This window comes from Pseudomonas sp. PDM14 (genome assembly GCF_014851905.1).
GTDB lineage: Bacteria > Pseudomonadota > Gammaproteobacteria > Pseudomonadales > Pseudomonadaceae > Aquipseudomonas.
This window is the reverse complement of record NZ_JACVAQ010000002.1, coordinates 1,428,095-1,445,118: the sequence shown is the minus strand read 5'-3', so window position 1 is coordinate 1,445,118 and position 17,024 is coordinate 1,428,095. Positions and strand designations below refer to the sequence as shown.

The window sequence follows — 17,024 nt, the reverse complement described above, 5'->3', positions numbered from 1 at the left end:
CCGCTGCTGTCCCTGTGGGAGGCCAAGTATTCGGACAAGCCGCCGTTCGCCCTCAACGAGTTCCTCGCCGAGGTGGTCAAGCGCAGCGAGCGCAAGCTGGAGCGTGCGCGGCTGTACCGCGAGCTGGTCGGCGCGCTGACCGGGCCGGCCTCGGCCCTGTTGCCGGACCCGACGCCGCGTCTGCGCCTGGCGCCGGGGCGATGGCCAGGGCGCGGAGGAGGTGTCCGGCCCGGATGCGCAGGCACGGGAAACCTTCGAGGCGCTGACCGAGACGCTGTTTGGCCTGCTCGACGCAGAGATGGTGCCGCGCCTGCGCCGCTTCGCCGCCGGCAACCTCAATGGCATGCAGGTCGATACCGAGTTGCGCCTGCGGCTGCGTGGCTGGCTGGAGCAGGGCGGTACGCTGGGGCTGACCGCGTTGGGCCTGGAGCAGCTGCGCATGCTGCTCAACCTGCTTTATATAGGGCTGTGCGAGTACCTCGGCCCGGTCACGGCCGACCAGGTGCTGACCCGCGCGGTGCAGAAGACCGAGCGTCTGGCTCTGGCGATGGCGCCGCAGAAATTGCTCTGAGGCAGAATGCAAAAAACCCGGCAAAGGCCGGGTTTTTTGTTAGCGCTGGGTGACTCAGGCTGCGAAGTTTTTCGCCACGAAGTCCCAGTTGACCAGGTTCCAGAACGCCTCGACGTACTTCGGGCGCAGGTTGCGGTAGTCGATGTAGTAGGCGTGTTCCCAGACGTCGCAGGTCAGCAGCGGGGTGTCGCCGCTGGTGATCGGGTTGCCGGCGCCGATGGTGCTGGCCAGAGCGAGGGAACCGTCAGCTTTCTTCACCAGCCAGCCCCAGCCGGAACCGAAGGTGCCGATGGAGACTTTGCTGAACTCTTCCTTGAACTTGTCGAACGAGCCGAAGGCTGCGTTGATCGCGTCGGCCAGGGCGCCAGTCGGCTGACCACCGCCGTTCGGGCTCAGGCAGTTCCAGTAGAAGGTGTGGTTCCAGACCTGAGCGGCGTTGTTGAAGATGCCACCGGACGACGTCTTGACGATTTCTTCCAGGCTCTTGCCTTCGAACTCGGTGCCGGGCACCAGGTTGTTCAGGTTCACGACGTAGGTGTTGTGGTGCTTGTCGTGGTGGAATTCCAGGGTCTCGGCGGACAGGTGCGGCTCGAGGGCGTTTTTCTCGTACGGCAGCGGCGGCAATTCGAAAGCCATGGTCTATCTCCTTCATCAGGGCGGGGATGTGCGACTAGCGCGAGGCCGTTCACGGGCGGCCGAATGGCGGCTTCGAGTTTGTACTCTTTTCACCGCAAGGCCGCGATCATAGCACCGGGCCTGGGCCTTATCCACGCAGCAACTGTGTGGGAAAGCCGATGCCAGGCGCTTCGCAGGCTCTTGATTGGGACCGGCGACGGCGCTGGAAGTGCGAACTGCTTCAGGCCAGTTTCATCAGCGCCACACCGACGACGATGACTGCGCAGGCAAGCAGCCGCGGCAATGGCATGGGCTCGCGCAGGAACAGGTAGCCGATCAGCAGGGCGAACAGCACGCTGGTCTCGCGCAAGGCGGAAACCAGGGCGATGGGCGCATGGGTCATCGCCCAGATCACCAGGCTGTAGGCCAGCATCGACATCGCGCCGCCCGCGAGCCCGCCGCGCCAGTGCGGGCCGAGCTGAAGAAAGATGCGCGGGCCGCGGCGCAGGGCGATGACCGCCGCCATGACCAGGCCGTTGACCGCGAACAGCCACACCGCATAGCCGATTGCGTCGGCATTGGCGCGAGCACCGAGGGCATCGGCCAGGGTATAGCCGGCAATGAAGGAAGCGGTGGCCAGGGCGTTGCCCAGCAGGCGACGGTCGAGACGGGTGCCACGTTGTCCGCCGCGCCAGGCCATCAGCCAGATGCCGGTGACCAGCACCAGCAGCCCCGGCCATTGTTGTAGGCGCAGGGCATCGCCGGCGAGCAGCGCCAGCAGGGCCACCAGCAGCGGTGAGCTGCCGCGTGACAGCGGGTAGACCTGGCCGAGGTCGCCGTGCTGATAGGCCCGCGAGAGGAACAGGTTGTAGCCGATGTGCAGCAGCGCGGAGAGGAGGATGTAAGGCCAGGCGGCGGCGACCGGCAGGGTGACGAAGGGCAGCGCCAGCAGAGCGACCAGCCCGGCGCCGATCTGAATCAGCGAGGCGGTGAGAAAACGGTCGAGGCCGATCTTCAGCAGGGCGTTCCAGCCCGCGTGCAACACCGCGGCGGCCATCACCACGGCAAACACGGTCGTATCCACGGATGATCGCTCCCAGGCTGGTGTCGAGCGCCGCAGCATAACGCCGCGGCGGCTCGTGGTCATGCGCCGGGGGCGTGGACGATCAGTTGCCAGGCCACCGCGAACATCATCGCCGCCACGCTCAGGTCGAGCACGCGCCAGGTCGCCGGGCGTGCCAGCCAGGGGGCGAGCCAGGCGGCGCCGAGGGCCAGGCTGAAGAACCACAGCAGCGATGCGCTCGCCGCGCCGAGGGCATAGGCGCCCGGCTGTGGCTGCTGGGCACCGAGCGAGCCGATCAGCAGTACGGTGTCGAGGTACACATGCGGGTTGAGCAGGGTCACCGCCAGCGCGGCCAGCAATACTGCGTGCAGCGAGCGCGGCGCCTGCTCGTCATCCTGGTGCAACGCTTGCGGCCGCAGCGCACGCAGCAGCGCCTTGCCCCCGTACCAGAGCAGGAAGGCCGCGCCGCCCCAGCGTGCCACCGCCAGCAGTTGCGGGCTCTGCGTCAGCAGCGCGGCCAGGCCGAATACCCCGGCGGCAACCAGCAGCGCATCGCACAGCACGCACAGGGCGGCGACCGGCAGGTGGTGTTCACGGCGCAGGCTCTGCGCCAGGACGAAGACGTTCTGTGCTCCGATGGCGACGATCAGGCCGGCGGCCACCAGCACGCCGTTGAAGTAGCTCTGCCACATCTCGATCACGCTCTGCCGGCGGCCAGCTGGCGCAGGGCGGCCATGGCGCGCTCGGCGTCTGCGCGGGCAACGAACAGGTGATCGTGGTGGTAGCCGGCGATCACGTTGCAGCTGATGCCTTCGGCCGCCAGGGCGTTGGCGAAGGCCGCGGTCAAACCCACCGCCGACAGCGCCGAATGCACGGTGAGGCTGATCCAGGCGGCGATGTAGTCGTAGGCCAAGCCGAGACGATCAGCTTCGCCGCGGGCGAGGATCACGCTGAGGCCTTCCGCCTCGCGGATGCTGCCGATCAGCTCGGCGCCGGCCACCTGGGCCGCATCGTGCACGCTGCAGAACACGTAGTCGCCCTCGTTGAGGTGGGGTGCGAGGCTGCGCAGCAGCACTGCGAGTGAGGTTTCGCCGGTCATGTCGATACGTCCTGTGGATGAGCAATGGTGGCCAGTCTGGGGCGCAACGCTGTATAAGAAAAATTAATCATGCTGATCGCTCATTAGGAAAACTGATTTGTTCGACTACAAATTGCTTGCCGCCCTGGCCGCCGTGGTGGAGCAGGGCGGCTTCGAGCGCGCGGCGCAGTTGCTCGGCCTGTCGCAGTCGGCGGTTTCGCAGCGGGTCAAGCTGCTCGAAGCCCGCGTCGGCCAGCCGGTGCTGGTGCGCGCCACGCCGCCCGCGCCAACGGAGATCGGCCGGCGCCTGCTCAACCATGTGCAGCAGGTGCGCCTGCTCGAACGCGACCTGCAGGGCCAGGTGCCAGCACTGGACGAAGGCGGCTTGCCCGAGCGCCTGCGCATCGCCCTCAACGCCGACAGCCTGGCGACTTGGTGGGCGGGCACGGTTGGTGACTTCTGCGCCGAGCAACGGCTGCTGCTCGATCTGGTGGTGGAGGACCAGGAGGTCGGCCTCAAGCGCATGCGCGCCGGTGAGGTGGCCGCCTGTGTGTGCGCGGCCGAACGCCCGGTGGCCGGCGCACGGTCGTTGCCGTTGGGCGCCATGCGCTACCGTGCTCTGGCCAGCCCGGCGTTCGTCGCCCGGCACTTCGCCCAGGGCGTGGCGCCCGAGCGGCTGGTGCGGGTGCCGGCCATCGTCTTCGGCCCGGACGACCTGCTGCAGCACCGTTACCTCGCCGATCTCGGCGTCAGTGGCGGCTTCGCCCATCACCTGTGCCCATCGTCGGAAGGCTTCGTGCGCCTGGCCGAGGCCGGTTTCGGCTGGGGCCTGGTGCCGGAACTGCAGGTGCAGGACGAACTGGCGCGGGGTGCGCTGGTCGAGATCATTCCGGGGCGGCCGCTGGATGTGCCGCTGTACTGGCACCACTGGCGCAGCGGCGGCGAGCTGCTGGCGGAGCTGACCACCCACCTGCAGCGCCAGGCGCAGCACTGGCTGGTGCCGTTGCCGGGTTAGGGCCATGCGCTTGGCTCGGATGGTCAGCGCGGTGCGCCAAGGCGACTGCTAGAGTCGCAGGCACAAGAAGAATCAATGGGGAGCGTGCAATGAAGATTCTGGTGACAGGGGCGAGTGGGTTCATCGGCGGACGTTTCGCCCGCTTCGCCCTGGAGCAGGGGCTGACGGTGCGGGTCACCGGCCGCCGCCCGGACGCGGTGAAGCACCTGACCAACCGCGGCGCCGAGTTCGTCCAGGGCGACCTCGACGATCCCGACCTGGCGCACCGCCTGTGCCGCGATGTCGAGGCCGTGGTGCATTGCGCCGGCGCGGTCGGCGTGTGGGGCAGCTATCAGCATTTCCACCAGGCCAACGTGGTGGTCACCCAGAACATCATTGAGGGCTGCCTGGGGCAAGGCGTGCGCCGCCTGGTGCATCTGTCCTCGCCGTCGGTGTACTTTGATGGCAAGTCGCATGTCGGCCTCAAGGAAGAGCAGGTGCCCAAGCGCTTCGTCGACCATTACGGCGCGACCAAATACATCGCCGAGCAGAAGGTCTTCGAGGCACAGGAATTCGGCCTGGAAGTGGTCGCCCTGCGCCCGCGCTTCGTCACCGGTGCCGGCGACACCAGCATCTTCCCGCGGCTGATCAACATGCACCGCAAGGGGCGCCTGGCGATCATCGGCAACGGCCTGAATAAGGTCGACTTCACCAGCATGCAGAACCTCAACGATGCCTTGCTCAGCAGCCTGCTGGCCGCCGGCCCGGCGCTCGGCAAGGTGTACAACATCAGCAACGGCACGCCGCTGCCGCTGTGGGACGTGGTCAACTTCGTGCTGCGCCAGTTCGACCTGCCGCCCGTGACCCGGCACATGCCGTTCGGCGTGGCCTACGGAGCGGCCGTGCTCAACGAGACGGTGTGCAAGCTGCTGCCCGGTCGGCCCGAGCCAAGCCTGTTCCGCCTCGGCGTGGCGGTGATGGCGCGCGACTTCTCCCTCGATATCAGTCGCGCCCGCCAGTACCTCGACTATGACCCGCAGGTGCCGGTGTGGACGGCACTGGAAGAGTTCTGCCAGTGGTGGAAGGTACAGGGCCGCTGAGCTGCTGGATGTAGGGGGCGCCGTGCACTTCGCTGACAATGCGGTGGCTTCTGATGCGCGCGGCGCACCCTAAGGTTCGGTTATCAACCGGGCCGAACTTATGCCCAGTCGACCCAGGCCGCCGCGGCGTGCTGCCTATACTGGCTGTTAAACCCGCCAGGAAAGACCCGCATGTTCGCCCTGATGGAAAGCGCCCGGCTCGAAGCCTTGCACCTGGCGCAGGACCCGCTCACCGGCCTGCAGGCCATCATTGCCATCCACAACACCCGTCGCGGCCCCGCACTCGGCGGCTGCCGCTACCTCGCCTATGCCGATACCGACAGCGCCGTGCGCGATGCCATCCGCCTGGCTACGGGGACGAGCTACAAGGCCGCGCTGGCCGGGCTCGCCCAGGGCGGCGGCAAGGCGGTGATCATCCGCCCGGCGCATGTGGACAACCGCGGCGCGCTGTTCGAAGCCTTCGGCCGCATGATCGACACCCTGGGCGGGCGCTACATCACCGCCATGGACAGCGGCACCTCCAGCGCCGACATGGACTGCATCGCCCAGCACACCCGCCACGTCACCAGCACCACGGCTGCCGGTGACCCGTCGCCGCACACCGCCCTGGGCGTTTACGCCGGCATTCGCGCCACGGCAGAAGCGCGCTTTGGCAGTACCGACCTGCAGGGCCTGCGCGTGGCGATCCAGGGTCTGGGTAACGTCGGCTTCGCCCTCGCCGAACAGCTGGCGGCGTCTGGCGTCGAGCTGGTGGTCGCCGACCTCGATGGCGGACGCGTGCAACTGGCGGTGGAGGAGCTTGGCGCGGTGGCGGTGAACAGCGCGGAGCTGCTCGACGTGCCTTGCGACATCCTCGCCCCGTGCGGCCTGGGTGGCGTGCTGAATGGCGAGAGCGTCGGGCGTCTGCAGTGCGCCGCCATCGCCGGTGCCGCCAACAATCAATTGGCCAGTGTGGAGATCGCCGACGAGCTGGACGCGCGCGGCATCCTCTATGCGCCGGACTACGTGATCAACGCCGGCGGCCTGATCCATGTGGCCCTGACCCACCGTGGCGAAAGCTTGCAGGCCGTCACTGCCCATCTGGCGCAGATCGGGTTACGCTTGAGCGACATCTACGCCCACGCTCAGGCCGACAAGCGCTCACCCGCGCGAATCGCCGATGCGCTGGCCGAGCACCTGCTTTACGGCGGCTAGGCTTCTACCCGAAGCCTGGCCGCCAAACCCTCCCGCCGCCACAAGCAGCGGGGTAACGCCATCACACCCACCGGTGTGTTGAGGACGCGAGTCCTGAGGATGCACGCAATGACCCATAACAAGATCGACCTCCCGTACACCCGCTATCTAGCGCCCGATGGCCGCCTCACCGGCGAGCTTCCCGCCTGGGCCGACGACTTCAACCTGCTCACCCGCCTGTACCGGCAAATGGTCCTCACCCGCCTGTTCGACCAGAAGGCGGTGGCCCTGCAGCGCACCGGGCGCATCGGCACCTACGCACCGACGCTCGGCCAGGAGGCCATCGGTGTCGCCATTGGCAGCCTGATGCGCGGCGACGACGTGCTCGTGCCGTACTACCGCGACACCGCCGTGCAGCTGATGCGCGGGGTGAGGATGGAAGAGATCCTCCTCTACTGGGGCGGCGACGAGCGCGGCAGCGTCTACGTTGACCCGGCGGTGGCCGAGGACTTCCCGCTGTGCGTGCCCATCGCCACTCAGTCGCTGCATGCCTGCGGCGTGGCCACAGCGTTCAAGATCCGCGGCGAACACCGCGCCACCGTGACCACTTGCGGTGACGGCGCCACCAGCAAGGGCGACTTCCTCGAGGCGCTCAATGTCGCTGGTGCCTGGCAGTTGCCGGTGGTGTTCGTGGTCAACAACAACCAGTGGGCGATCTCCACCCCGCGGCGCATCCAGAGTGGCGCGCCGAGCCTGGCGCAGAAGGCGATTGGCGCCGGCTTCCACGGTGAACAGGTCGACGGCAACGACATCCTCGCCGTCTACGACCGCATGCAGGTGGCGCTGGACCGCGCCCGCCAGGGCAAGGGCCCGGTGCTGCTCGAATGCCTGAGCTATCGCCTCGGTGACCACACCACTGCCGACGATGCCACCCGCTACCGCAGTGCCGACGAGGTGAAGAAAGCCTGGGAGGAAGAACCGATCAAGCGCATGCAGACCTTCCTCGCCAGCCAGGGCGTGTGGGACGAAGGCCGCGAGCAGGCGCTGATCGGCGAATGCCAGGCCCTGGTGCAGCAGGCCGTGGACAACTTCGAAAGCGCCGGCAACCAGCCGGTGGAGTCGATCATCGACCACGTCTACGCGCAGTGGCCGGCGGTGCTTGCCGACCAGCGCGAGGCGTTGCTCGAGCGGGCGGCGCGCCGCGAGGGAGGTGCTGGCCATGAGTGACGTGAAGAAGTACGCCCTGCTCGATGCGGTCAACCTGGCGCTGCACCGCGCCATGCAAGAAGACGAAAACGTGGTGGTGCTCGGTGAGGACGTCGGCGTCAACGGCGGGGTGTTCCGCGCCACCGCCGGCCTGCGCGACAGCTTCGGCTTCAAGCGGGTGATCGATACACCGCTGGCAGAAACCATGATCGCCGGCCTGTCCGTGGGCATGGCCGCACAAGGCTTGAAACCGGTGATGGAAATCCAGTTCCTCGGCTTCGTCTTCGCTGCCATGGAACACCTGGTGACCCACGCCGCGCGCCTGCGCAACCGCACGCGCGGGCGCCTCAGTTGCCCGATGGTGCTGCGCAGCCCGATGGGCGCCGGTATCCGTGCGCCGGAGCACCACAGCGAAAGCACCGAGGCGCTGTTTGCCCACGTGCCGGGCCTGCGTGTGGTCATCCCGTCCTCGCCGGCACGTGCCTACGGTCTGCTGCTGGCGGCCATCGACGATCCCGATCCGGTGATCTTCCTCGAGCCGACGCGGCTGTACCGGATGAACCCGCAGGTGCTGGTCGACGATGGCAAGCGCCTGCCGCTCGACACCTGCTTCACCCTGCGCGAGGGCAGCGACATCACCCTGATCAGCTGGGGTGCCAGCGTGCACGAAACCCTGCAGGCCGCTGATCGACTGGCCGAGCAGGGCGTGTCCGCCGAGGTGATCGACGTCGCCTGCGTCAAGCCGCTCGACCTCGACACCCTAGAGGCCTCGGTGCGCAAGACCGGGCGCTGCGTGATCGTGCACGAGGCGCCGCGTTCGTGCGGGGTCGGCGCCGAGATCGCCGCCAGCCTCTACGAGCGCGCCTTGCTCGATCTGCAGGCGCCGATCCAGCGGGTTACCGCGCCGGACATTCCGCCGCCGTTGTACCGCCTGGAACAGCTCTACATCCCCGGCGTCGACGACATCCTGGCCGCCTGCGACAGCACCCTCAACTACGCATGATCACACCCTCTCCCCGGAGAGGGTTGGGGTGAGGGTGGCGAGCCTGGGCGGGCTTGCCCTCACCCCAGCGCCTCTCCCTGAGGGAGATGGGAGACAAGGAGAACAATAATGAAATATTTCAAACTGCCCGACCTGGGCGAAGGCCTGCAGGAAGCCGAGATCGTCGAGTGGCACGTCAAGGCCGGCGACACGGTGAAGACCGACCAGTTGCTGGTCTCGGTGGAAACCGCCAAGGCTATCGTCGACATCCCCGCGCCCTATGACGGCGTGGTGGGCAAGTGCTTCGGCGGCGAGGGCGACATCCTCCACGTTGGCGAGCCGCTGCTGGCCTACGAAGGGGAAGACGACGCCGGCACCGTGGTTGGTCGCCTGGATGGCGGCGGACATGGCGCCAGCCAGGAGGACAATTTCTTCGTGGGCGCCGCGCCGTCCACCCGCGAGCACCTGGCACCACGCGCGACTCCGGCGGTACGCCAGCTGGCGCGCAAGCTCGGCGTGGAACTGGCCTCGCTGGCCGGCAGCGGCGCCGATGGCCTGGTCACCAGTGCCGATGTCGAGGCGGCGGCGCAGACCGCGCGCGACAAGTTCGGCGGCGAGCGGGTGCGCGGCGTGCGCCGCAGCATGGCGATCAACATGGCCAAGTCGCATGCCGAGGTGGTGCCGGTGACTATCTACGGCGATGCCGACCTGCACCGCTGGGGCCAGGCGCGAGACCCACTGATCCGCCTGGCTAAGGCGATTGCCCACGCGTGCACGGTGGAACCGGTGCTCAACAGCTGGTTCGACGGCAAGAACCTGTCGATCCGCCAGCACGACAAGCTCGACCTGGGTATCGCCGTCGACACCCCGGACGGCCTGTTCGTCCCGGTGCTGCGTGATGTTGGCACCCGTGATGCGGCGGACCTCAAGGACGGCATGGCGCGCCTGCGTGCGGACGTGAAGGCGCGTTCGATTCCGCCGCAGGAAATGATGGGGGCGACCATCACCCTGTCCAACTTCGGCACGCTATTCGGCCGCTACGCCAACCCGATCGTGGTGCCGCCGCAGGTGGCGATCATCGGTGCCGGTGGCATTCGCGACGAAGTGGTGGCCTGGGAGGGCAAGCCGGCGGTGCACCCGATCCTGCCGCTGTCGCTGACCGTCGACCATCGCGCGGCCACCGGCGGCGAGGCGGCGCGCTTCCTCAAGGCGCTGGTCGCGGCGCTGGAGGCGCCGGAAGGCTGATTCGTCGCACTGAAACGCGAACGCCCGCGGCAGTGATGCCGCGGGCGTTTTTGTTTGCTGGGTAAGCGCGGCAAGAGCTGGTGGATAGGCAGCGCGTTATCCACCCTGCATTGCAGGCATGCTCGCCGCGGCGACCTGACGTCGGGTGGAAAGCTGTGCAGCATTTTCCACCACCCACGCCTAGCGTTTCTGCCGGAACACCAGCGCCAGGCCGATCAGGATCGCCACCATCCCGGCCAGGCTGAGCAGCGACATGCGATTGCCGAGGAACAGGTAGTCCATCGCCGCCGTCACCCCCGGCACCAGGTAGAACAGGCTGGTGACGTTGACCAGGTTGCCGGCGCGGATCAGCCGGTACAGCAGCAATTGCGCCACCACCGAGATCACCAGGCCGAGCCACAGTAGCGGGATCAGGAAGTCGACCGACCACTGCACCTCGAACGGTTTGAACGGCAGCAGCAACGCGCAGGCACCCAGGCTCACCGCGTACTGCAGCGGCAGCGTCTGCAATGGTGCCTGCTGTGAGCCTTTCTGCAGGATCGCACCCACTGTCATGCAGCCCAGCGCGAGCAGGGCGAAGCTCATCCCCAGGGTGGAAAAATGCGCCAGGCCGATGCTCTGCCACACCACCAGCACCAGGCCGAGCAGGGCCATGCCCAGGCCGAGCAGGCGGTTGAGTGGGAAGCGCCGTTCCAGCAACAGCTGGGTCAGGATCGGTTGCACGCCGAGCAGGGTGGCCAGCACGCCAGGGGTGATGCCGTTGTCGAGCGCCAGCAGGTAACCGATGGAATAGCCGGCGATCAGCAGCAGGCCGGTGCCGGCGGTGCGCAGGCGTGTGCCGGGTTGCGGCAGCCAGGTTCGGCTCCACAGCGCGAACAGGGCCAGGGCGCCAAGCGCCACGGCGAAGCGCAGGATGAGAAAGGCCAGGGCCGAGGCGTGGTCGAGGCCGAGTCGGGCGAAGATCGCCCCGCTGCTCCAGAGCAGCACGAACAGCGAAGTCGAGGCGCAGGCGCCCCAGAAGCTCTTGTTGAAATCCATGATCGATACCTGTCGAAAAACGCAGCAGGCTTCGTTGCCAGCACGATGTGGTCAGGCGCGGGGCCCGTAACGAAGCGTGAGGAGTAGCCGGTCAGTGAGCCGGCGGTGGCGGCGTGCGGCCGCTGGGCGGATCGACAGGAGGGGAGACGGAGCACAGGGCCGGGCAGGCGTAATCGCCGAACAGATCGGTGATCATCAGGTGGTCTGCACGGTCGAAAAGCGGCATGGCGGTGGTCCGTTGAGCCGAAGGTGGGCTGGGTGGAAAACTAACGTTTCCTGGCCATTCGGTCAATCTGGAGCGAAGCGGATGTCATGCAGCCAGCACAGATGGCGCGGCGCCTGCTGCAACTCCCAATATACGAACGCGCGGCGCACCTGGGCAGGCGCGCCTGCAGTTACGGAAGCTATTCCTCGACGGCAGCGTCCAGCTCGGCCAGTGCATCTGGCTGGTTCTTGAAGGCCTTGGCGAAGGTGTCGCGGTTCTTCGCCATGAAGATGCCGAGCTCCTCGACCTGCTGCTCGCTGAGTGACGGCACGGCCTTTTGCAGGGCGTCGGACAGCGCCTCGGCCAGTTCCAGCATCTTGTCGTAACGATCCGCTTCGGCCTTATCCATGAACAAGCGCTCCAGATCGCGACTGCTGCGATACACCACTTCGACGGCCATTCATCACCTCATTCCTGTTCTTGTGTGGAAATAACTGTATTTACATACAGTATAGGTCGGCGCTGTCCGCCGCAAGTCCTGTGCCAGATGCCCGGTGTCAGTACTTTAGAAGACTTTGCGCCTGGCCTTCATCCTGCATACTCCTGACTGTCATCTGCGCGACGCAGCATGGCATCGCAATCATGAACAAGGAGTGGCGGGTGAGCCTGAAACGAGTCGACGAGCTGCGCGAGCGCATGCATGAAATGGCGCAGTCCCTAGGCAACCTGGCGGTGGAGTCCTTTCATTACCTGGCGCTGTTCGCCATCGGCGCGATCACTGCCTGGGCCTCGGTGATGGCGTTTCTCGGCATGCTGGAGAAGGGCCACATCACGGTGGACGACATCCTCCTGCTGTTCATCTACCTGGAGCTGGGTGCCATGGTCGGCATCTACTTCAAGACCAACCACATGCCGGTGCGCTTCCTCATCTATGTGGCGATCACCGCGCTGACACGTCTGCTGATTTCCGATGTGTCGCACCACAACCGCCCGGACATGGGTGTGGTGTACATCTCCGGGGCGATCCTGCTGCTGGCGCTGGCGATTCTGGTGGTGCGTTTCGCTTCTTCACGCTTCCCTTCGGTGCAGGTACCACCGCGCCGGGGGCGCGAGCCGGATCGCGAAGCGGGAGAGAGCTGAGCAAGACCCGGCGAGTCGCTCGACTCGCCGGTCAGACGGGACGCCTGGCAATCGCTTTCCAGTGCAAATATTTCTCAATATTATGTGCGGGTCCTTTCTGCGGACCACGCGTGGCGTGCGCCCGCGTCCCAATCAAAGAAACGAGCCGACCGTGAGCAAGAACCTTCCCCTGACACGTTGGAGTATCGCGTCGCGCGTGCTGGCCGCCATTCTCGGTGGCTATGCCGTGGCGTACGGCTTCACCGCGTTCTTTTCCGTGTACCTGCCGCTGGATCGCGCCGACCGCGTGGTCTACGCCAGCCTGAGCTGTTTCGCGGTGTGGACGGCGGCGGCGATCTACGTGTTCGCGGCGAAGAGTGCGACCCGCGCCTGGTTGTGGCTGGTGGGGCTGACCACGCTGATGTGCCTGGCGGCGTTCCTGCCCAGCGAATTGGGAGTCCGCCCATGAGCCTGCGTCAATCCATGGCCGGTCTGCACACCTGGGGCGGGCTGCTGCCGAGCTGGCTGCTGTTCGTGATCATCTTCGCCGGCACCATCGCCTGCTTCGACAAAGAACTCAATCACTGGATGCGCCCGGCGCTGCATGACGCGCAAGGCGCCAACATGAGCGCCGACGACGTGCGTGCCTGGCTGAAAAGTAACGTCAAGGACGAGCTGCACGCCCTCTGGATGCACGCGCCCACGGCTCGTGAGCCCTACTGGAAACTCGGCTGGGAAATCGACGCGACCGAGGAGATCCATTCCGTGGCGTTCGACCCGCAGACCCGCCAGCCCGTGCCGGAAACCGTCGGCGGCGATTTCTTCTTCACCCTGCACTACAACCTGCATGGCGGTCTGATCGGTATGTACGTCGTCGGCCTGGCCGGCATGTTCATGCTGGTGGCGCTGGTGTCCGGAGTGATCATCCACCGGCGCATCTTCAAGGACTTCTTCACCCTGCGGCCTGCTGCCAATGGCCAGCGCGCCTGGCTCGATGCGCACAACCTGTTCGGCGTGGTCGGCTTTCCCTTCCACCTGGTACTGGCCTACACCGGCGTGGCGATCTTCGTCGCGTCGTACATGCCGGCGGGCGCGCAGGTCGCCTACAAAAGCGATGTCGAGCGCTTCTTCAGCGAGGTCATGGGCGGCTACAACCGCGAGGGCATACACCAGCCGCTGGCGCAGCCGCATTCATTAAATGCACTGGTCGAGCGCACCCGTGAGCACTGGGGCGGGGGCGACGCGGGTTGGATCAGCGTGCATCACCCGGACGACATCGCCGGCACGGTGCAGATCAACCAATACAACCCGTCGCGCATCGGCATCTCCCGCTCGGCAATGACCTATGACGTCGGCACCGGCGAGCTGCTAAACGAGCAGAAGCCGCCGACCGGCTACCGCGTGTATGGCTGGCTTTCCGGCCTGCACATGGCGCAGTTCGGCGGCACTCTGGTGCGCCTGCTGTATTTCGTCATGGGCCTGGCGGGCTGCGCGATGCTGATCGGCGGGCTCAAGGTCTGGCTGAGCAAGCGTGAGGCTCGCGGCGGTGCCGGTATCGCCGTGGTGCGTTCGCTGAACGGTGCGGTGTTCGCCGGTCTGCCACTGGCCAGCCTGGCACTGCTCTGGGGCAATCGCCTGCTGCCGGCTGGCATGGCCGAGCGTGCGGTCGCCGAGGGTTGGGTGTTCGTCGGCAGCTGGCTACTGGTCGCGCTGTGGTCAGTGCTGCAGCGCAACCAGCCGCGCACCCTGCTGCGTAACCAGCTGGCACTGGGCGCGTTGCTGGCGCTGGGGCTGCCGGTGCTCAATCTGTTCGTGACCCTGCAGGGCGACCTGTTCTCGACCCTCGCGCAAGGCGCCTGGAGCCTGGCGGGTATCGATCTGTTCCTGCTGTTCAGCGGCCTGCTCTGTGCGCTGTTCGCCTGGCGCTTCAGCCGGCCCCAGGTGCAGAGCGCGCCGCGCCGTCGGGTGCTGATCGTCGAGGAGGCTGCCTGATGCTGCTGCTCGGATTTGCCCTGAGTTACCTGGCGATGACGGCGCTGTGCCTGGCCATGTCGCGTCACCACAAGCTGCTCCTGCAGGGCGCGCCGGGCTCCGGTCGCCAACGCCTGTTGCGGGGGCTGGCGGTGATCGGCGTGGGCCTGGCGTTGATGCTGTGCATGGACAGCCTGGGCGGCGAGATCGGCGGTGTGGTCTGGCTCTGCCAGCTGATGCTGGCCGGCTTGCTGCTGGTGGCCCTGCTGGCCTGGAGGGCGCGCTGGGTATTGCCGCTGGCGGCCCTGCTGCCGGTGGCTGGCGGGTTGAGCCTGCTGGTTTGAGGGTTTCTGCGATCTAGCGCATGCGACTGGCGCGCAGCAGGCCCGGCGCGCCCCCGAAGGCGTCGCGAAAGCGGTTGCTGAAATGGCTGGCGCTGGCGAAGCCGCAGGCCATGGCGATATCGCCCAGGGCCAGGTCGCTTTCCAGCAACAGCTGGCGTGCGCGGGCCAGGCGGCGTTGCAGCACATAACGGTGCGGCGGCATGCCGAAGCTGCTGCGGAACATCCGCGCGAAGTGGTATTCCGAAAGCGCCGCCAGGTTCGCCAACTCGCCCAGGCTAACGGCCTCGCTCAGGTTCTGCTCGATGTAGTCGACCAGGCGGCGGCGCAGGTACGGCGCCAGCCCACCCCTGACCTTCACCCCTTCGCGCAGGCCCGCCTGGGTCAGCAGGGCGTGGTCGATCATCTCGTGGGCCAGGCTGCTGGCCAGCAGGCGTTCGCCCGGCTCGTGCCAGTTGAGGTGGACCAGTTGGCGGAAGCGCGCGGCCTGGCGGGCGTCATCGAGAAAGGTGCTCTCGCGCAACTGCAGCTCGCGTGGTTCGCGGTCGAGCAGGGCGACCGCGCCGGCGGCGAAACGCTCGGGGCTGACGTAGAGGTGCGCCAGGCGGATCTCGCCGTTGATCACCCAGGACGACTCATGCCCGGCCGGCAGGATGCACAGCTTGTCCGGGGCACCCTTGCTCGACGGCTGCTCGCGGCGGAAGGTGCCGGTGCCGCCGGCCAGGTAGCAGGACAGCGTGTGATGGCTCGGGCCCTGGTAGTCACGGGCGTCGTGGTGGTTGCTCCACAGGGCCGCGGCCAGGTCATCGCCCAGCTCGGCGACATGCTCGAGACGCGCGTGCGGCGAGTTGCTGAGGGACTGGAATACCTGGAGCTGGTCGAGTGCGGCCACGGGCGCGGGTGTCGGTAGGGGCGTGCTGCAATCCTACTCCGCGCGGATCGGCCTGCCAGCGGGTGCGGCGCGAATAAGCGCAACTTTGTGCAAGTGCGCAGACCGGCGGCAGCGGACACTGCAGGCCTGTTCCGCGGAGCCTGGCCATGAACCTGTCGCTGTACCTGCTCACCGTCCTGATCTGGGGCACCACCTGGATCGCCCTCAAGCTGCAACTGGGTACGGTGGCGATTCCCCTGTCGATTGCCTATCGCTTCGCCCTGGCGGCGCTGGTGCTGTTCGTTGTACTCCTGCTCAGCCGGCGCCTGCAGCGTGTCGACCGCCGCGGCCAATTGCTCTGCCTGGCCCAGGGCCTGTGCCTGTTCTGCCTCAATTTCATGTGCTTCTACACCGCCAGCCAGTGGATCCCCAGCGGCCTGATCGCGGTGATTTTCTCCACCTCGACCCTGTGGAACGCGCTCAACGCTCGGCTGTTCATGGGCCGGCGCATCGCCACCAACGTGCTGCTCGGCGGTGGCCTCGGCCTGGCCGGCCTGGCGCTGCTGTTCTGGCCGGAACTGCGCGGGCACGCTGCCAGCCACGAAACCCTGCTCGGTCTGGGCCTGGCCCTGTTCGGCACGTTGTGCTTTTCCGCCGGCAACCTGCTCTCCAGCGTGCAGCAGCAGGCCGGGCTCAAGCCGCTGACCACCAATGCCTGGGGCATGCTCTATGGGGCGCTGCTGCTGACGGCGTTCTGCCTGCTGACGAACGTGCCCCTCACCTTCGAGACCAGCACGCGCTACATCGGCTCGTTGTTGTACCTGGCGATCCCTGGCTCGGTGATTGGCTTCACCGCCTACCTGACCCTGGTCGGGCGCATGGGGCCGGAGCGGGCCGCGTACTGCACGGTGCTGTTCCCGGTGGTGGCGCTGAACATCTCGGTATTCGTCGAAGGTTACCAGTGGACGGCCCCGGCCCTGTTCGGCCTGTTGCTGGTGATGGCCGGCAACGTGCTGGTATTCCGCAAGCCCAGGCCGGTTGCCGTACCCGCTGCGGCAGGCTGAGTCAGCCTGGTGGTTCGGTCTTGAACGCGCCGCGGATGTTCATCGCCGCCAGGCACAGCTGCAGCGCGATCAGCGCGTAGGCGCCGCTGTGCAGGCCCCAGATCACCCACAGCACGTTGCTGGCGATGAACACCCAGAAACCCAGGTTGCGCCGCCCGCGGCGGTGCGACGCGACCAGCCAGGCGGCGGCCACGGTCACCAGCATGGCGGGCCATTGCACGAGGTCGAGATAATCCATGGCGCCTGTCCTGCCCTGTCGGTTGCGGGTATTGGTTACCTAGTGCGACCGACAGGCGTTGCCGACGGTTCGATATGGATGCCGTCGGCAGCGCTGCAGGCCACGACCCGCGCGGCGATTGGTGGAACCGACGGGCGGCGGTCAGGGTCA

21 protein-coding genes are annotated in these 17,024 nt (G+C 67.0%); 12 read left to right on the top strand and 9 right to left on the bottom strand.

What is annotated here, in order from left to right:
- Positions 1 to 220: 220 nt before the first annotated feature.
- Entirely contained in the window at positions 221 to 571 is a 351-nt protein-coding gene (locus IB229_RS21960) for a hypothetical protein (protein ID WP_225579181.1), read from the top strand.
- Positions 572 to 625: 54 nt separating this feature from the next.
- Here the strand turns inward: IB229_RS21960 and IB229_RS19285 are convergent, their stop codons facing one another.
- From IB229_RS19285 to IB229_RS19270, 4 genes are all read right to left on the bottom strand, one after another.
- The gene (locus tag IB229_RS19285) at positions 626 to 1,207 is read right to left on the bottom strand and encodes a superoxide dismutase (protein ID WP_192331511.1); all 582 of its coding nucleotides are present in this window, start codon (positions 1,205 to 1,207) and stop codon (positions 626 to 628) included.
- A gap of 220 nt (positions 1,208 to 1,427) precedes the next feature.
- Positions 1,428 to 2,270 carry an EamA family transporter gene (locus IB229_RS19280; protein WP_192331510.1) on the bottom strand — a complete coding sequence of 281 codons (843 nt, stop codon included), beginning with the start codon at positions 2,268 to 2,270 and terminating at the stop codon, positions 1,428 to 1,430.
- A gap of 59 nt (positions 2,271 to 2,329) precedes the next feature.
- Entirely contained in the window at positions 2,330 to 2,941 is a 612-nt protein-coding gene (locus tag IB229_RS19275; RefSeq protein WP_192331628.1) for a LysE/ArgO family amino acid transporter, read from the bottom strand.
- A gap of 5 nt (positions 2,942 to 2,946) precedes the next feature.
- Positions 2,947 to 3,348 carry an ACT domain-containing protein gene (locus IB229_RS19270; protein ID WP_192331509.1) on the bottom strand — a complete coding sequence of 134 codons (402 nt, stop codon included), beginning with the start codon at positions 3,346 to 3,348 and terminating at the stop codon, positions 2,947 to 2,949.
- 97 nt (positions 3,349 to 3,445) lie between these two features.
- Between IB229_RS19270 and IB229_RS19265 the strand changes: the two genes are divergently transcribed.
- From IB229_RS19265 to IB229_RS19240, 6 genes are all read left to right on the top strand, one after another.
- A complete protein-coding gene (locus IB229_RS19265; protein ID WP_192331508.1) occupies positions 3,446 to 4,342 on the top strand; it encodes a LysR family transcriptional regulator ArgP in 897 nt (298 codons plus the stop codon).
- An 89-nt stretch (positions 4,343 to 4,431) separates the two neighbouring features.
- Positions 4,432 to 5,421 (top strand): NAD-dependent epimerase/dehydratase family protein, encoded by a 990-nt coding sequence (locus tag IB229_RS19260; protein WP_192331507.1) that lies wholly within the window; start codon positions 4,432 to 4,434, stop codon positions 5,419 to 5,421.
- 171 nt (positions 5,422 to 5,592) lie between these two features.
- Complete coding sequence (locus tag IB229_RS19255) at positions 5,593 to 6,615, top strand: Leu/Phe/Val dehydrogenase (RefSeq protein WP_192331506.1); 1,023 nt, start codon at positions 5,593 to 5,595, stop codon at positions 6,613 to 6,615.
- Between the two features lie 108 nt (positions 6,616 to 6,723).
- Entirely contained in the window at positions 6,724 to 7,821 is a 1,098-nt protein-coding gene (pdhA, locus tag IB229_RS19250; RefSeq protein WP_192331505.1) for a pyruvate dehydrogenase (acetyl-transferring) E1 component subunit alpha, read from the top strand.
- Entirely contained in the window at positions 7,814 to 8,803 is a 990-nt protein-coding gene (locus IB229_RS19245) for an alpha-ketoacid dehydrogenase subunit beta (protein ID WP_192331504.1), read from the top strand. Before pdhA ends, IB229_RS19245 begins: the two co-directional genes overlap by 8 nt.
- Positions 8,804 to 8,911: 108 nt before the next feature.
- On the top strand, positions 8,912 to 10,027 hold the full coding sequence (locus tag IB229_RS19240; RefSeq protein ID WP_192331503.1) for a dihydrolipoamide acetyltransferase family protein: 1,116 nt from the start codon (positions 8,912 to 8,914) through the stop codon (positions 10,025 to 10,027).
- 180 nt (positions 10,028 to 10,207) lie between these two features.
- On the opposite strand, the gene IB229_RS19235 is transcribed toward IB229_RS19240, so the two are convergent.
- The 3 genes from IB229_RS19235 to IB229_RS19230 all read right to left on the bottom strand — a co-directional run bounded on the left by IB229_RS19235 (position 10,208) and on the right by IB229_RS19230 (position 11,730).
- Positions 10,208 to 11,065, bottom strand: a complete 858-nt coding sequence (locus IB229_RS19235) for a DMT family transporter (RefSeq protein ID WP_192331502.1) — start codon at positions 11,063 to 11,065, stop codon at positions 10,208 to 10,210.
- 91 nt (positions 11,066 to 11,156) lie between these two features.
- Complete coding sequence (locus IB229_RS22055; protein WP_263864169.1) at positions 11,157 to 11,291, bottom strand: hypothetical protein; 135 nt, start codon at positions 11,289 to 11,291, stop codon at positions 11,157 to 11,159.
- A 178-nt stretch (positions 11,292 to 11,469) separates the two neighbouring features.
- Positions 11,470 to 11,730, bottom strand: coding sequence for a YebG family protein (locus IB229_RS19230; protein ID WP_192331501.1), 261 nt, complete (start codon positions 11,728 to 11,730; stop codon positions 11,470 to 11,472).
- A 200-nt stretch (positions 11,731 to 11,930) separates the two neighbouring features.
- On the opposite strand from IB229_RS19230, the gene IB229_RS19225 reads away from it, so the two are divergent.
- The 4 genes from IB229_RS19225 to IB229_RS19210 all read left to right on the top strand — a co-directional run bounded on the left by IB229_RS19225 (position 11,931) and on the right by IB229_RS19210 (position 14,704).
- Positions 11,931 to 12,410 (top strand): phosphate-starvation-inducible PsiE family protein, encoded by a 480-nt coding sequence (locus IB229_RS19225; RefSeq protein WP_192331500.1) that lies wholly within the window; start codon positions 11,931 to 11,933, stop codon positions 12,408 to 12,410.
- 151 nt (positions 12,411 to 12,561) lie between these two features.
- Complete coding sequence (locus IB229_RS19220; RefSeq protein ID WP_192331499.1) at positions 12,562 to 12,858, top strand: DUF3649 domain-containing protein; 297 nt, start codon at positions 12,562 to 12,564, stop codon at positions 12,856 to 12,858.
- Positions 12,855 to 14,381, top strand: coding sequence for a PepSY-associated TM helix domain-containing protein (locus IB229_RS19215; protein WP_192331498.1), 1,527 nt, complete (start codon positions 12,855 to 12,857; stop codon positions 14,379 to 14,381). The genes IB229_RS19220 and IB229_RS19215 overlap by 4 nt, the downstream gene beginning before the upstream one ends.
- Positions 14,381 to 14,704: a DUF3325 domain-containing protein gene (locus IB229_RS19210; protein ID WP_192331497.1), complete on the top strand. Its 324-nt coding sequence runs from the start codon at positions 14,381 to 14,383 to the stop codon at positions 14,702 to 14,704. The genes IB229_RS19215 and IB229_RS19210 overlap by 1 nt, the downstream gene beginning before the upstream one ends.
- A gap of 13 nt (positions 14,705 to 14,717) precedes the next feature.
- Here IB229_RS19210 and IB229_RS19205 read toward each other — a convergent pair whose 3' ends face one another.
- Complete coding sequence (locus IB229_RS19205) at positions 14,718 to 15,593, bottom strand: AraC family transcriptional regulator (protein WP_192331496.1); 876 nt, start codon at positions 15,591 to 15,593, stop codon at positions 14,718 to 14,720.
- Positions 15,594 to 15,739: 146 nt separating this feature from the next.
- Between IB229_RS19205 and IB229_RS19200 the strand changes: the two genes are divergently transcribed.
- The gene (locus IB229_RS19200) at positions 15,740 to 16,636 is read left to right on the top strand and encodes a DMT family transporter (protein WP_192331495.1); all 897 of its coding nucleotides are present in this window, start codon (positions 15,740 to 15,742) and stop codon (positions 16,634 to 16,636) included.
- Between the two features lies 1 nt (position 16,637).
- Here IB229_RS19200 and IB229_RS19195 read toward each other — a convergent pair whose 3' ends face one another.
- A complete protein-coding gene (locus IB229_RS19195; protein ID WP_192331494.1) occupies positions 16,638 to 16,874 on the bottom strand; it encodes a hypothetical protein in 237 nt (78 codons plus the stop codon).
- Positions 16,875 to 17,024 lie beyond the last annotated feature (150 nt).